17 protein-coding genes are annotated in these 13990 nt (G+C 65.5%); 6 read left to right on the forward strand and 11 right to left on the reverse strand.

Going from position 1 to position 13990, the window contains the following annotated elements; all coding sequences use genetic code 11:
- The first annotated feature begins 149 nt into the window (after positions 1 to 149).
- The 4 genes from HU772_RS11035 to ku all read left to right on the forward strand — a co-directional run bounded on the left by HU772_RS11035 (position 150) and on the right by ku (position 2686).
- The gene (locus HU772_RS11035; protein WP_050705663.1) at positions 150 to 362 is read left to right on the forward strand and encodes a PLDc N-terminal domain-containing protein; all 213 of its coding nucleotides are present in this window, start codon (positions 150 to 152) and stop codon (positions 360 to 362) included.
- A gap of 353 nt (positions 363 to 715) precedes the next feature.
- Positions 716 to 1621 carry an SDR family oxidoreductase gene (locus HU772_RS11040; RefSeq protein ID WP_186657483.1) on the forward strand — a complete coding sequence of 302 codons (906 nt, stop codon included), beginning with the start codon at positions 716 to 718 and terminating at the stop codon, positions 1619 to 1621.
- 81 nt (positions 1622 to 1702) lie between these two features.
- Complete coding sequence (locus tag HU772_RS11045) at positions 1703 to 1840, forward strand: PSPA7_2676 family Cys-rich small protein (protein WP_186657485.1); 138 nt, start codon at positions 1703 to 1705, stop codon at positions 1838 to 1840.
- Positions 1841 to 1849: 9 nt separating this feature from the next.
- Positions 1850 to 2686: a non-homologous end joining protein Ku gene (ku, locus tag HU772_RS11050; RefSeq protein WP_186657493.1), complete on the forward strand. Its 837-nt coding sequence runs from the start codon at positions 1850 to 1852 to the stop codon at positions 2684 to 2686.
- Between the two features lie 15 nt (positions 2687 to 2701).
- On the opposite strand, the gene HU772_RS11055 is transcribed toward ku, so the two are convergent.
- The 5 genes from HU772_RS11055 to ligD are packed head-to-tail and all read right to left on the reverse strand — an operon-like array spanning position 2702 to position 8214.
- Positions 2702 to 3364 (reverse strand): glycosyltransferase, encoded by a 663-nt coding sequence (locus HU772_RS11055; RefSeq protein ID WP_186657496.1) that lies wholly within the window; start codon positions 3362 to 3364, stop codon positions 2702 to 2704.
- On the reverse strand, positions 3361 to 3960 hold the full coding sequence (locus tag HU772_RS11060) for a class I SAM-dependent methyltransferase (RefSeq protein ID WP_186657499.1): 600 nt from the start codon (positions 3958 to 3960) through the stop codon (positions 3361 to 3363). Before HU772_RS11060 ends, HU772_RS11055 begins: the two co-directional genes overlap by 4 nt.
- Positions 3957 to 4727: a PIG-L deacetylase family protein gene (locus HU772_RS11065; RefSeq protein ID WP_186657502.1), complete on the reverse strand. Its 771-nt coding sequence runs from the start codon at positions 4725 to 4727 to the stop codon at positions 3957 to 3959. Before HU772_RS11065 ends, HU772_RS11060 begins: the two co-directional genes overlap by 4 nt.
- The gene (locus tag HU772_RS11070; RefSeq protein ID WP_186657504.1) at positions 4724 to 5746 is read right to left on the reverse strand and encodes an acyl-CoA dehydrogenase family protein; all 1023 of its coding nucleotides are present in this window, start codon (positions 5744 to 5746) and stop codon (positions 4724 to 4726) included. Before HU772_RS11070 ends, HU772_RS11065 begins: the two co-directional genes overlap by 4 nt.
- Positions 5746 to 8214, reverse strand: a complete 2469-nt coding sequence (gene ligD / locus HU772_RS11075) for a DNA ligase D (protein WP_186657511.1) — start codon at positions 8212 to 8214, stop codon at positions 5746 to 5748. The genes HU772_RS11070 and ligD overlap by 1 nt, the downstream gene beginning before the upstream one ends.
- Before the next feature lie 156 nt (positions 8215 to 8370).
- Here ligD and HU772_RS11080 point away from each other — a divergent pair, with 156 nt between their 5' ends.
- Positions 8371 to 8832 (forward strand): phosphotransferase system, HPr-related protein, encoded by a 462-nt coding sequence (locus HU772_RS11080; RefSeq protein ID WP_186657513.1) that lies wholly within the window; start codon positions 8371 to 8373, stop codon positions 8830 to 8832.
- Positions 8832 to 9062, forward strand: a complete 231-nt coding sequence (locus tag HU772_RS11085) for a metallothionein (RefSeq protein ID WP_186657516.1) — start codon at positions 8832 to 8834, stop codon at positions 9060 to 9062. The genes HU772_RS11080 and HU772_RS11085 overlap by 1 nt, the downstream gene beginning before the upstream one ends.
- 91 nt (positions 9063 to 9153) lie before the next feature.
- On the opposite strand, the gene HU772_RS11090 is transcribed toward HU772_RS11085, so the two are convergent.
- From HU772_RS11090 to HU772_RS11115, 6 genes are read right to left on the reverse strand one after another with little or no spacing between them, the layout of a single operon-like run.
- On the reverse strand, positions 9154 to 9531 hold the full coding sequence (locus HU772_RS11090; protein ID WP_186657519.1) for a Rho termination factor N-terminal domain-containing protein: 378 nt from the start codon (positions 9529 to 9531) through the stop codon (positions 9154 to 9156).
- 17 nt (positions 9532 to 9548) lie between these two features.
- Positions 9549 to 9977, reverse strand: coding sequence for a hypothetical protein (locus tag HU772_RS11095; protein ID WP_186657522.1), 429 nt, complete (start codon positions 9975 to 9977; stop codon positions 9549 to 9551).
- 27 nt (positions 9978 to 10004) lie between these two features.
- Positions 10005 to 10964 carry a lysylphosphatidylglycerol synthase domain-containing protein gene (locus HU772_RS11100; protein WP_186657525.1) on the reverse strand — a complete coding sequence of 320 codons (960 nt, stop codon included), beginning with the start codon at positions 10962 to 10964 and terminating at the stop codon, positions 10005 to 10007.
- Entirely contained in the window at positions 10964 to 12166 is a 1203-nt protein-coding gene (clsB, locus tag HU772_RS11105; RefSeq protein WP_186657528.1) for a cardiolipin synthase ClsB, read from the reverse strand. Before clsB ends, HU772_RS11100 begins: the two co-directional genes overlap by 1 nt.
- Positions 12163 to 12936, reverse strand: coding sequence for an endonuclease/exonuclease/phosphatase family protein (locus HU772_RS11110; RefSeq protein WP_186657540.1), 774 nt, complete (start codon positions 12934 to 12936; stop codon positions 12163 to 12165). The genes clsB and HU772_RS11110 overlap by 4 nt, the downstream gene beginning before the upstream one ends.
- Complete coding sequence (locus HU772_RS11115; protein WP_186657542.1) at positions 12933 to 13850, reverse strand: DUF72 domain-containing protein; 918 nt, start codon at positions 13848 to 13850, stop codon at positions 12933 to 12935. Before HU772_RS11115 ends, HU772_RS11110 begins: the two co-directional genes overlap by 4 nt.
- Positions 13851 to 13990: the final 140 nt, after the last annotated feature.

Consider the following 13990-nt stretch of genomic DNA (forward strand, 5'->3'; position numbering starts at 1 on the left):
GGGCCGTCATCAATAATCGTTTGTTCTGAGCTTTTCAGCTGCCCCTTTTGACCGTTAGCGACTTGCTAGCCTGTGCGGTTGACAAGATTTGAATGAACCATGAGCCAACCGGGCCAACCAAAGCAGAACATGCCAATGGGAGAGTACTCATGGAAATCGCAACGATCTGGTTCTTTGTCGCCCTGATGGTCATCGCCCTTGAGATTTACGCCATCTGGCACATCATCGGCAGTGACCGGAGGGCTGAGCGCAAGATGCTCTGGGTGATCTTCGTCGTCTATGCCCCATTGCCAGGGTTGCTGGTATGGGCCTGGTTGGGCCCAAGGGCGGTGAAGGGGCGGGCGGTGCTGCAGGAGAAGTGAACTGAGCGGGGTCCTCAAGAGGGCCCGGCGGGAGTGTATGCCGCACTTGGGGGGGGGCCGACCCGCTGCCGGATTGGAGCGCCGACGGTGCCTTGGTCATCGCCAGGCTGTTTCGCCAGCTTGTCGAGCATGCGCTGGGGCGCAGTGACGCCGTCGCTAGCCGTGAGATGCGCTGGCCCGTGAACAAGGCCTGGATGACCGGCAGGCGATGCGCAAGGTGGTGAATCAGGTGATGGACCACCAGCTGTCGGTGCTCGGGTCTCATTGAGTAAACCATCCGCTGGTCGCCTGCCTCGAAAGCTGTATGCACCGCAATTCGGCAACACGAAGCCAAACCAGAAGGAGCCCCACCCATGCCCGGCAAGCCACAGAACCAATTCACCCTGCAAAATCCCCTGACCCAATACCCCCATCCGCCATTTCCGGCCCAGGGTCAACCTGCCCCTGGCCTGGATGCCCACATGCAACCCAAGCCCGACCACGGTGAAACCACCTATACAGGCTTTGGCCGCCTGGTCGGTCGTCGCGCCCTGATCACCGGCGCCGACTCGGGAATCGGGCGCGCCGTGGCCATCGCTTTCGCCCGCGAAGGCGCCGACATCGCCCTCAACTACCTGCCCACGGAGGAGCGGGATGCCCGAGAAGTGGTCCAGCTGATCGAGACCGAAGGCCGCAAGGTCGTGGCGCTTCCCGGCGACCTCAAGGACCCGCGCTTCTGCAGCCAGTTGGTGGACCAGGCCCACGAACAGCTCGACGGCCTGGACATCCTGGTCAACGTTGCCGGCAAGCAGGTGGCGCGCAAAGACATTGGCCAGATCACCCACGAACAGTTCGATCACACCCTCAAGACCAACGTCTACGCGTTGTTCTGGTTGTGCCAGGCCGCCGTGCCGCTGATGCCGGCCGGGGCGACCATCATCAACACCGCCTCGATCCAGTCCTACCAGCCATCGGCGACGCTGCTCGACTACGCCACCACCAAGGCGGCCATCGTTGCCTTCACCAAGGCGCTGGCCAAGCAGGTAATCGAACGCGGCATCCGCGTCAACGCGGTGGCGCCGGGACCGATCTGGACCGTGTTGCAGCCCAGCGGCGGCCAACCGCCGGAGAAGATTCCCGACTTCGGCGGGCATACACCGATGAAGCGTCCCGGCCAGCCCGCCGAGTGTGCGCCGTTGTACGTGCTACTGGCCAGCCAGGAGTCGAGCTATATCACCGGGGAGGTGTTCGGCGTCACCGGGGGTAATCCATTGCCATAGGGCAAAGTCGAATAAACCTCGGGCGCGCCGTGCAGTCAGTCCTAGTAAGAGCCCCCAATATACGGGCCAAGGAGGTGGCTGATGAAACTCGTCTGCCTGCTGCGCGGCTGCCAGTGGCGCAGCCTGCTGGTCCGGGAAATCGCCGGGCTTGACTGCCAGTGCTGCGAACGCTGCGGCGCGCTGCGCTACAGCCAGCCCGGCCAACCGTTCGAAGCGTAGGAGCCGACCATGGCCCGGGCAATCTGGAAAGGCGCGATCAGCTTCGGCCTCGTGCATATCCCCGTCTCTCTCAATACCGCCGTGCGCACCGAGCGCGTCGATTTCGACTGGCTCGACAAGCGCAGCATGGAGCCGGTGGGCTACAAGCGGGTGAACAAGGTGACCGGCAAGGAAATCGACAAGGCGCACATCGTCAAGGGCGTGGAGTACGAGAAGGGCCGTTATGTGGTGATCAGCGAGGAGGAGATTCGCAAGGCCCGGCCTGAGGCGACCCAGACCATCGATATCTTCTCGTTCGTCGATTCCGGGGAGATCCCGCTGCAACAGTTCGACACGCCTTACTACCTGAGCCCTGACCGGCGTGGCGGCAAGGTCTATGCCTTGCTGCGCGAGACCCTGGAAAGTACCGGCAAGGTGGCCCTGGCCACCGTCGTCCTGCACACCCGCCAGCACCTGGCGCTGCTGCGCTCCCTGGAGGACGCGTTGGTGATGATCACCCTGCGCTGGCCCGAGGAGGTGCGCGACCTCGCGTCGCTGGAACTGGACAAGAGCGTGACCGACAGCAAGCTGGACAAGCGCGAACTGGACATGGCCAGGAAGCTGGTGCAAGACATGAGTGGGCCATGGACACCCGACGAGTACCATGATGCCTTTCGCCAGACCATCCTCGACCTGGTGGAGGAGAAGGCCAGCAAGGGCAAGATCGAGACTGTGGACAAGGGGGAGGGTGCGCCGGCGGAGAAGGGCGCGGACATCATCGATCTCACCGAGCTGCTCAAGCGCAGCCTGGGTGGCAAGGCCAAGGCGAAGAAGCCAGCGGCCAAGCGACCACGCAAAGCGTCATAGGGAGGTTGCGCAGAGTTATGGCAGTTGCCCCTCCAGTCCATTCAGGTAGTCGCCGAAGCCCTTGCGGGCGCGGCTGTCCCGGCGACTGCTGGTGGCCACGCTGTGCGCCGCCGTCCAGACAATCTGCGCGCCACTGGCCTCGAGGGCCAGCACCAGTTGCACATCTTCGTGGGCCGGCAATGGCTGGAATCCGCCGACGCGCTCATAGGCCTTGGCGCACACGCCCAGGTTGGCGCCGTGGATATGCCGGTGCCCGTCCCGGGCCTGGTAACGGCTGCGGTACAACTGGCGCAGGGCGGCACCATGCCAGGGTTGCCAGCGCTCGATGTGCACCGTGCCGCAGACCGCGTCGGCATGCCATTGCAGTTGCGACACCAGCCAGTGTGCGGGCACGCGACTGTCAGCGTCGGTGAAGGCCAGCCATTGGGCGCCGCGCTCGATCATCCACGCCGCGCCCAGGCGTCGGGCAATGCCGACGTTGCCAGCCTGCAGTTCCAGAGTGTGCACGCCATGACGGCGAGCGATGCGCGCGCTGGCATCGACGCAGCGATCGAGCACCACCAGCACCTCGACCACCAAGCCCGCCACCTCGGCCCGCGCCACCGCCAGCTTGACGGCGGCCAGGCAGTGCCCGAGGCGGCGGGCCTCGTTGTGGGCCGGAATGATGACGGCGATCATGGGCAGGTCTCGTCCAGGTCCACAAGGCTGGGCTGGCACGACCAGTACTCGAGCAGGAAATCCGCTTCTTCGTGGCGCAGCAGCGGGTACAGCGGCAGGTGTCGGGCCAGCAGGGCATGGACCTCGCGACCCTCCTGCGGGCAACCAGCGATGGGATGGCGCCAATGGCAGGCCAGCAGGCCGCCGTCATGGCTCAGGCTGGCCACCGACTGCTCGATCACCTGCAGCCACTCGGTGGGGTCCAGGTAGTAGCCGATCTCGCTGAGCACGATCAGGTCGAACTGCCCGCCCGGCCAGTCGCCCGGCAGGTGCCCCTGTTCGACGCGGGCATGGCTCACGCCCGCCAGCCGCTGGCGGGCCAGGGCCACGGCGGTGGCGTCGATGTCCTGGCACAGCAGATCGGCGCAGCGCTCGGCCAGCAGGACGCTCAGTTCGCCGTTGGCGCACCCCGGCTCGAACACGCGTTCGTAGCACTGGCGAGGCAGGCTGGCCAGGACCAGGTCGCGCTTGCGTCGTTCGTACCAGCGGGTCCGAAAGGCCCACGGGTCATCGTTGCTGGCATACAGGTCGGCGAAGTACTGCGCGTCGAGGCTCATGGCGACTCCATTGACAGGAAGACCAGTTCGAAGGGTTGCAGCAGGCACGCCTGCAACTGTTCGGGCAATACCGGCGGACGATCGCCATCGGGTAGCAGCTGGCTGGCATGGACGGCCAGGGCCTCGCGCTTGCGCGCCAGGCGCGTTTCGTCGAGCTGGAGGCGATGTGCCTGGGGCCAGGGTAGGCGTGTATCCTCAGGGGTCGCCCAATGCCAGGCCCATACCGGCACTTCGGCCAGTTGCGCGCGGCACGACTGGGCCGCCCGCGCGCAGGCGCGGCCGGCTGCTTCATGATCGCAGTGCCCGTCGCCGCGCCAGGTAGTCAGCAGCAGGTCGTCGGGCTGGAGCAACTGTTCCAGGTGCGTGACCAGGAAAGCCTCATCGCGGGGCAGGGCGCCGTCCTTGAGGTTGAGTCGTCGCCAATCGACGCGGTTGAGGTCCAGCTCCAGCTTTTGCAGGGCATGGCGGCTCTCAAGCGGGCGCTGATGGCGCAGGCGGTGTTCGGTCCACTGGCTGGAGTGCGGATGGCTGGCCTCGCCGTTGGTGGCGGAAATCAGCACCAGGTCCTGTTCCCTGCCGTGGAAGCTGGCCAACAGGCCGCCGGCCATGAGGATCTCGTCGTCCGGATGCGGCGCCAGCAGCACCAGCCGTTTGCCGGGCGGGCACAGTCGGTCCGGCGTAAGCCAGGTGGCGCGGGCCAAGTGCGTGGATTGCTGCCAGGCGCTCCATGGCGTGCCGTCAGCGGCCTGAATCAGATTCTGGCTCATAGTTGCCATGCGCCTGCAGGCATGTCGGTCAGTTGCCGCCCCAGCTCGGCCAGGTCGCGTTCAGCGTGGCTTTGCCGCAGGTATACCGGCAGGTCGGCGCTGAGGCGGGCGAAGTGGCTGCTGCAACAGTACGGCGTGGCGCCGAGCGCCCGGCCGACGTGCTGGATGACCAACTCGACCGCCTGCTCGACCTGGGCGCGGGTGCGGCGCACCTCGAAACTGGCATCGTCGCCTGGGTGCCGGTCGATCCAGGCGGCGCATTCGTGCAGGGCGGCGCGGGCTCCGAGCAAGGCCGCATCGACGGCGCCCAGGTGGGCGTCGGCGTGTGGGTCGGGCCGGGGTTTGCGGCAGTGTTCGCGCAGGTAGTCCGCCAAGGCTGCGGCCGCGCCGTACCAGCAGGCGGCGATGCCCGCGCCGCCGTGCCAGAAGCCTGGGCGGGACAGGTACTGGTCGGGCTCGCCGATGGCCAGTCCTGGCGAGTCGTCGAACGTGATGGCGACACTGGCGGTGGTGGCCATGCCAACGGCTTGCCAGTGGTCGGCCTGAATGCGCTGGCTGGGATGGCCCAGCTCGATGGCCACCAGTTGAGGCTGGTCGTCCTGCCAGGCGGTCAGCAGCGCACGGTCGATTTGCAACGCCCCCGAACACCAGGCCTTGCGGCCCTGCAGACGAACCCGCTCGCCGTTCCGTTCGACGATGAGGGGGCGGGCATCCGGCGGCTCGGCAGCCCACACGCCCCAGATTCCGTCGTCTGCATGATGGGCGGCGCCGCATTCGGCGAGGATCGCCAAGGCGTCGGTATGGCCTTCGTAGAGTTTGGCCAGACTGAGATCGCAAGCAGCGACCCGCGCCAGGGCCCGCCAGCGCTCCAGGGTCTGCCCCTGGCCAGGCAAGGGGAGCAGGTCGAGGTGTTCGCGCTGCAGAGCCTGCAACAGTTCCGGCAGCAAGGGTTCGAGTTCGAGGGACTGCAAACGGGCAGCGAGCCGGTGTAGCAGCTGATCGAAGTGGGTCGAATCCATCAGGCAATCCCCAGTTGCTTGCGCATGCGCACGGTGATCGATTGGCGGGTCCTGGCCATTTCGGCCCACGGATCGTCCACCTCGGCAAGCCGCGCCTGCAGGTTGCCGATGTTCCATTGGTTGGCGCCCTTGAGCTGAGTCAGTTCCTCGCGCCAGATCGGCACCGACACCGGCAGGCCCTCGCGGGCGCGCAGCGAGTAGGCGGCGACGGTGGTGGCGCCCTTGCCGTTGCGCAGGTAGTCGATGAAGATCCGCCCGACCCGGTTCTTCGGCCCGGACACGGCGCTGAGGCGATCGGGGAACAGGCCGGCCATGTGTTCGACCAAGGCATGACTGAAGTCCTTCACTTCGTCCCAACCGGCGCGCCGGGTCAACGGCACGACCAAGTGCATGCCCTTACCGCCGCTGGTCTTGAGGAACACCTTCAGGCCCAGCTCATCGAGCAGGGTAAGGGTCAACTGGGTGGCCTCGAGCATGGCTTTCCAGGGCAGCGCGGGATCAGGGTCCAGGTCGAGCACGAAGCGGTCGGGCTTGTCGAAGTCCTTGGTGGTGGCATTCCAGGTGTGCAATTCCAGTGTGTTCATCTGTACCGCGCCCAGCAGGCTGTCGGCGCGATTGAGCACCATGGCCGCCTGGCCGGCCTGGGCCTTGCTGTAGCTGAGCACGTGGGGAATATGCAGCTGGCCGGCGTTCTTCTGGAAGAACAGCTCGCCGCCCAGGCCATCCGGTGCCCGGACCAGGGCGACAGGCCGATCCTTGAGCTGTGGCAGCAGCCGATCGGCGACCTGGGCGTAGTACTGTGCGACCTGGCGCTTGGTGGCCCCGGTGGTCGCGTCGACCACACGCTCGGGGTGGGTCAGGCGCAGGTTGCCCAGGCCCTTGGATCGTGTCTGTGCTGCGCGTTTGGCGGGCATCGCTCGCTCCAGGTCGATGGCGGTGGCGGGTTTGTCGTCGCGCAGACCGTGGAACACCGAATGGCGCACGATGCCTTCGCGGGTCATCTGGGCGTAGGCGACTTCCGCCAGCAGTTGCGGCTTGAGCCAGTGCACGCCGCGAGCTTCGGCCCCTGTGGGGGGGCTGGCCAAGGGCGGCTTGACGATCTGCAGCGGTTTCAGGCGGGCGAGGATGCTGTCCAGGGTGGCGGCGCTGAAGCCGGTGCCGACCTTGCCGGCGTAGCGCAGCTGGCCGCTGTCGTGGTCGTGCAGGGCCAGCAGCAGGGCGCCGAAGCCGTTGCGACTGCCCTTGGGGTCGGTGTAGCCGACAATCACGAATTCCTGGCGCTGTTTGCACTTGAGCTTGATCCAGTCGCTGCTGCGTCGGCCGACGTAGGGGCTGTCGGCACGTTTGCCGATCAGTCCTTCGAGCTCTAGACGGCAGGCGCTGTCGAGCAGCGAGTCGACTGGCTCCTTGAAGTCGGCTGAATACCTGAGCAGTGGCGAAGCATTGTCTTCCAGCAGCTTGGCCAGGGTGTCGCGACGTGCCTGTAGCTGCAGTTCGCGCAAGTCTTCATCGCCCAGCCAGGGCAGGTCGAACAGGTAATAGGTGATACGTTCGTCGTGCTCGGTGTCGAAGGCGTTCTGCAAGGCCTGGAAATCGGCTGCACCATTGTCGCCGACTACCACCATTTCTCCGTCCAGCCACGCCGCGTCGAGCCCCAGTGCCTTGAGCGCCTCGACCTGGCGGGGCATCTTCGCGCTCCAGTCGTGGCCATTGCGGGTGAACAGGCGTATGTCGTCACCGTCGATGCGGGCCAGGATCCGGTAGCCATCGAACTTGACTTCGTAACGCCAGTCGCCGCTGGGAGGTGAGTCGACCAGCGTGGCCAGTTGTGGCTGGAGCAGCGCCGGCAGGGCTTTGCGGCCGGCCTTGCGTTTGCGCGTGGAAGCGCTTGCCTTGGCCGGGCGCCGCGGTGGCAGGGTGCGCTCGCTCAGCACGCTGTCCGGCAGGGCCTCGACGATGCGGTAGTCGGTTTCGCTGCGCGCCTGTCCGTCATGGGACTTGACCAGCATCCACTGCTCTTTCTTGCCGGCCAGGTGGGTACGGAACAGATTCCAGATCCCCGATAGCTTCTCGCCTTGCAGGCGAAAGCGCAGCTTGCCCTTGGCGTAGGCTTCATGCGGATCGCCCTCAGGCTCCCAGACACCCCGATCCCAGACGATCACATCACCAGCGCCGTAATGGCCTTCGGGAATGTGTCCTTCGAAATCGGCGTAATTCAGTGGGTGATCCTCCACGTGCACCGCGAGGCGCCGGACCTTGGGATCGAGCGAGGGTCCCTTGGGGATCGCCCAGCTCTTGAGGGTGCCGTCGAGTTCCAGGCGGAAATCGTAGTGCAAGTGGCTGGCATCGTGTTTCTGGATGCAGTACTGCAGCGCGTGGGCCAAGCGTGGCCTGGCGCGTTTGCCAGCCGGCTCGGGCGTGGCATTGAAATCGCGCTTGCGCTGGTACTCCTGCAGGGGCTTGGCCATGGCGGGCTCCGGGAGGGTTCGCGGGTCTCAAGATTGGGAGGCGGCGGCGTGGCGCGGAGTTCAAAAAAAGCGCGGGGCGGTGCTTTGTGAAGAAACTCTGAATCATTGCTTCGTGGGGGCAGTCGACCGTGTGAAGCCCACTGACGGAGAACGTTCATGCCTAGACCCGATGACCCAAGACCGCAGGTCGAGATCGACGACACTGAGGATCGCATGGGCAGCGTCCACGAGCTGGATTTCAGCGAGCGTCGCGATGAACGCCAGGGGCGTGTCGGCGACCAGCGTCCGGCGCGCGAGATCGCTGAGGACTACCCGCCCCGGCGTGTCGCCGAAAGCGGCATGACGGGTGGCGAGACCCTGAGCGACAGCCTGCACGAGGACAATGTCAGCCTCGACGACCTGAGCCCGGATACGCTGTTCGATGAAACTGGCGCTCGCGACACGCATGAGCCTGGCACAGGCAGCGGACCTGCCGACCAGACCCTGCGTCAGGTGGAGGCCAATGAGATCGGCGGCGGCATCGGCCTGGACGAGGCCGAACTGGCCCGCTCGGCGCCGTTGGACGGTGAGCCGTGGACCGACGACGTGGAGCCCGATGACGATAGGAGAGAGCCGTGATGAACGAGCAACGCTGTTCCTGCAACCACTGTTCTTGCACCGTGGATGCCAATGCCGTGGTCCAGGATGGCAAGGCCTATTGCTGCGAAGCCTGCGCGACTGGGCATCGCAATGGGGAGCCTTGTCGTATGGCTGACTGTAAATGTGGAGAGATGACCCAGCCGAAGGAGAGCACTGTCGATAGCGCATTGGATGAAACGTTCCCGGCGAGTGATCCAATTTCGCCATGAGGGTCAGGTTTTTGAGGATGTAGACGGGAGAGCCAGCGCATCGTCGAGATCAAGCCGCAACTCGCCCGTCACGCATCTTTTGAGATCGACCTCACTCCTTGCTGCTCAATGCCTTGATCAATTCGTCTTTACGCATTGTGGAGCGCCCGGCAATGTGCCGCTTGCGGGCACGGTCCATCAGTTCGGCCTTGGTCATATCCTCCAGCTGCTGTCCGGAACGAGGCACGCCATGCTTCGTCGCCACCGCGCGCCGGGCTGATGAAGCCCGCGCCTGGGCCTTGGCCGCCGGGCTTTTCTTCTGCCCGGAACCGCCTATGCGCTCGCCGCCCCCGGACTGCTTGTTGACCGTGGCCCAGGCGCGGGCCTCAGCTTCATCCTTGGACACGCCCTTGTCCTCGTAGCTCTGCTCGATATGCTCGGCCTTGCGTTTCTGCTTGTCGGTGTACTTGTCTTTGTCTCCACGTGGCATGGTCGTTCTCCTCTGCGTCAGTGAGTCTGCCAGACCCCGTTGTTGCGCTCGCAATCGCTGCGCGCCTGGCCCAGGCTCGGGGTGTCGTAGTAATAGGTGATGATCCGCGCATCCTTGGGCACGGCTGGGCGGGTGGAGGGCTCGTCACGCCCAGCGGCATCGGGGTTGGCCAGGGTTTCCTGGGTCAGCGGCGCGATGCAGCTGCCGACGCTGCCGTCGGCGCAACGCTGGACCCTGCGTTTCTGGCTGTTGAGCATTTCCTTGCTTTCGTTGCTGCACGACCAGGCGATCGCTTCGGCAGGCATGTTGCCGTAGCTGTAGCAGGTGTGCTGCTGCACCGGCTTGACCGCCTCGCTGGATGAGCGGGTGACCACATCGCAGCCTTCGGCCAGCACCTGCCCGCTGGCCAAGGTGCCCAGCAGTGCCATACACAGAATGAACCGCATGATGTATCTCCCGGGCCCGATGGCCCATCAGCGCTTGTCGAGGGCCGGCCCGGCCTGTCGGCGCAAGGTCTTGGCGCGCTTCTCGAGGATCAGGTAGATAACCACCGCCAACAGCAGCGGAATCAGGTAGTACAACGTTCGATAACCCAGCAGCGCGGCGACCAGCGTGCCCTGGCCGAGCTGGCCATGGAGCAGCGCGAGGAACACGGCCTCCAGCACGCCGAGCCCAGCGGGGATATGGGCGACCACGCCGGCCACGCAACTGATCAGCAACACACCCAGCACCGAGGGATAGAATAGGTCCGGCGGCAGCAGCAGGTGGATCAGTGCTGCCATCAGCGCCCAGTTGCTCGCGCCCAGGGCCACCTGGCACAGCGCCAGGCGCAGGCTCGGCAGGGTGACCTCATGCCCTCGCAGGTCCCATGTGCGCCGCTTGGCGAAGGCGCAGGCGAACAGGTAAGCCAACGCGACCGCCACCATCAGCACGCCGATCAGACGAAGGCCGCCAGCGCCCACCACCCAGCTATCCGGCAGCTTGACCAAGCCCAAGGCGAACACCGTGCCGGCCAGCAGCAGGTAGCCCATCCAGTTGGTCAACAGGCCCAGGGTGAGGATGCGGGTGATGGTCGGGGTATCCAGCCCCAACCTGTTGTACAGGCGATAACGCAGGGCCACGCCACCGACCCAGGTGGTGAAGTTGAGGTTGAACGCATAACACACGAACGCCACCGGCAGCACCTGGCGAGCTGGCAGGCGGTGGCCGGTGTAGGCGCGGGCGAGCAGGTCGTAGCTGGCGAACACCAGGTAGCTGCACAGGGCCAGCAGCAACCCCAGGGCCAGGGTCGAGGATCGGTAGGCCAGCAGCGACTGGCGGACTTCGTTCCAGTCCAGGTTACGCGCCAGGGTGAACAGCAGCACCGGGATCAGCACCAGGAACAGCACGGTCAGCAGGCGTTTGCCCCAGGTCTTCCAGCGTGGCGTGGCCATCAGGTCTTGCCCCCGTGGTAGCCGGCCGAGGCCTCGCTGTCGGCTTGCAACGACTGCAGGCGTTGCCGGTGCGCCGGGAACCAGCCGGCGATGCGCGGGAAGTAGCGGGTGATGTGGAAGCCCAGGAAGATCAACGGCGCGCGCCACCAGTAGCCGCGCACCATGCGCTCCAGCGTCACAGCCTTGCAGTGCTCGCGGGTCAGTTCGCTCAAGTGCTGGTAGAGCACATCGTTGAACCCACGGTCGCGGATCAGCAGGTTGGCCTCGAGGTTGAACGACAGGCTCAGCGGGTCGAGATTGCTCGAACCCACCGTGGACCAGTCGTCGTCCACCAACGCCACCTTGCCGTGCAGCGGACGCTGGCAGTACTCGTGGATGCGCACGTTATCGCGCAACAGGTAGTTGTAGAGCAGCCGCGAGAGCGCGCGCACCCAGCGCATGTCCGGCTGCCCCTGGAGGATAAGCGTCACCTCGACCCCGCGCCGGGCGGCATTGCGCAGTTCGCGCAGCAGGCGATAGCCGGGGAAGAAATAGGCGTTGGCCACGACGATACGTTGCCTGGCTTCACGGAAGACCTGCAGGTAGCAGACCTCGATATCGTTGCGATGGCGGCGGTTGTCGCGTTCCACCAGCGCGGCGCTGGCCGTGCCTGCGGTGGTGCGGGTCGGCTGGACCTGGCTGGCGGCGTCCAGCACCGCTGCGAGCATACGGCACGAGGAAGCGTGCACCTGGGCCACCACCGGGCCGATGACCTCCACGGCGTAGTCCTGCTTGGCCTGCGGACCGAAATCGCCGAGGTGGTCGGCGCTGTAGTTGATACCGCCAATGAACGCGCGCTGCCCGTCGATCACCAGGATCTTGCGGTGCAGACGGCGGAACAAATTGGTGCGCATGCCGGCCAGCCGGGGTTGCGGATCGAACGAATGGAAGCGTACCCCGGCCTCGGTCATCGAGGCGATGAAATCGTCGGGTAGGTCCGCGGTGCCGTAGCCGTCCACCGCGACCTCCACCCGTACCCCGCGCCGCGCGGCGTCGATCAGGGCCTGGCGCAAGGGTTGGCCGACCTTGTCGTCATAGATGATGAAGGTTTCCAGGAGGATTTCCTCGCGTGCCTGGGCCATGGACTCGAATACGCGCGGGTAGTACTGCTCACCGTTGATCAACAGTTCGACGTGGTTGCCGTCGCTCCAGGACTGCTTCATAGCGTCACCTGCGCCACCAGTGGGGCATGGTCGGAGAGGTGTGACCACGGGTATCGGGACAACACCCGTGCCTCGCAGGCCTGTGCATTGCGCAGGTAGATGCGGTCCAGGCGCAGCAGCGGCAGGCGGGCGGGAAAGCTGCGTGCTGGTTTGCCAAAGGCTTCGCGCAGATGGCCCGACAGTCGCGCATCGGCTTTCAGGCGCCAGTCGTTAAAGTCGCCGGCGACGATGACCGGCTCGTCCGGCGGCAGGCTGTCGAGCAACGCCAGCAGCAGGCCGACCTGGCGCTGACGATGGCCTTCGCGCAGCCCCAGGTGCACGCAGATCGCGTGCACCTGCTCATGGCCGGGCACTTCGAGGAGGCAGTGCAATAGACCGCGCTCCTCGTTGCCGTGGATCGTGACGTCGAGGTTGTCGTGGGCGCGGATCGGAAACTTGGACAGCAGGGCGTTGCCATGGTCGCCCTGCGGATAGACCGCGTTGCGCCCGTAGGCGAACTGCGGCCACATGCTGTCGGCGAGGAATTCGTACTGAGGTGCCGTCGGCCAGGTCGGATGGCGTTCGGCATGCCGCTGATGGCTGCCGTGCACCTCTTGCAGGAACACCAGGTCGGCCCCGGTGGCGCGCACCGCCTCGCGCAGCTCCGGCAAGATGAAGCGGCGGTTGAACAGGGTGAAGCCCTTGTGCACGTTGAGGGTCAGCACCGTCAGGCGGTGCACGGTGGTCACCTTGTCGATGATGCAGCGGGGGGCAGGCAGGGTCCCGTTCATAGCGGCTCCTGCGGCTTGACGCCAGGCTCGGTCACCAGCTCGCCGTCAAGGTCGAGCTTGGCCAGCAGGCGGCGGGCATCGTAGGGGGCATGCACTTTCTGGTCGTTGTCGAAGTAACAGTACACGTCACGGGAGGCGCGTTTTGCCGGGGCGCGGCGTACCACGCGCTGGGCATCCTTTGGCTGGCCGCCGGCAGCCCAGGCCTGGATGCGCAGGCGCCAGCGGCGTAGTGCGCTGGCGGTGTAGCCGCTGCTATAGAGTTCGACATCGCCATGCAGGCGCAGGTACACGAAATCGGCCGTGACCTCCTCGACATAAGGCCATTTGCCCGCGCTGTCAGCGACCACCAAGGCAATCTTGTGCTTGCGCAGCAGGCTGATGAAGGTGTCGCAGAGGAAGCTGGGGTGGCGAATCTCCACGGCGTGGCGCAGGCGTGCGTTACCTCGGATGGCAGTGCCGCCGTTGCCTTGCAGGCGCTCGGCCGCCTGGCGGGCGAGGAGGCGGGCAGCGTTGCGGTCACGCGGCAGCTTGGCCAGGAAGTCGCTGAAGCGGTGCGCGTCGAACTTCAGGTTCGGCGGAAACTGCCAGAGAAATGGCCCCAACTTGTCGCCCAGCAGCAATGGGCCCGATGCGAAAAAGTTGGCAAGCGCTTCATCGATCTCGCGAAGCCTGCGCACATGGGTGATGTAACGCGGTGCCTTGACCGAGAACACGAAACCCTGCGGTGTCTCGTCACGCCAATGACCATAGCGTTCCGGTGTCTGCAGTGCGTAGAACGAACCATTGATCTCGATGCTGTTGACCGCCCGCGAGGCGAACGCCAGCTCGTCGTCCTGGCGCAGCCCCTTGGGGTAGAAGTCCTTGCGCCATGGGCCATAGCGCCAACCGGAAATACCAATGCGGATCTCGCTCACGAGAGCCCCCTGCGTTCGAGTACTCATCAGTAGCGACTGGTAGCGGGGCGGGAGGGTTCAGCACGATTGACGAGTGGCGCTGGCAGGAAAGCTAACCAATGCCGCCGACGAAGGGGGCTGTTAAGTGTTCGTCGAAAAGA

This window comes from Pseudomonas xantholysinigenes, from assembly GCF_014268885.2.
In the GTDB taxonomy this organism is placed as follows: domain Bacteria; phylum Pseudomonadota; class Gammaproteobacteria; order Pseudomonadales; family Pseudomonadaceae; genus Aquipseudomonas; species Aquipseudomonas xantholysinigenes.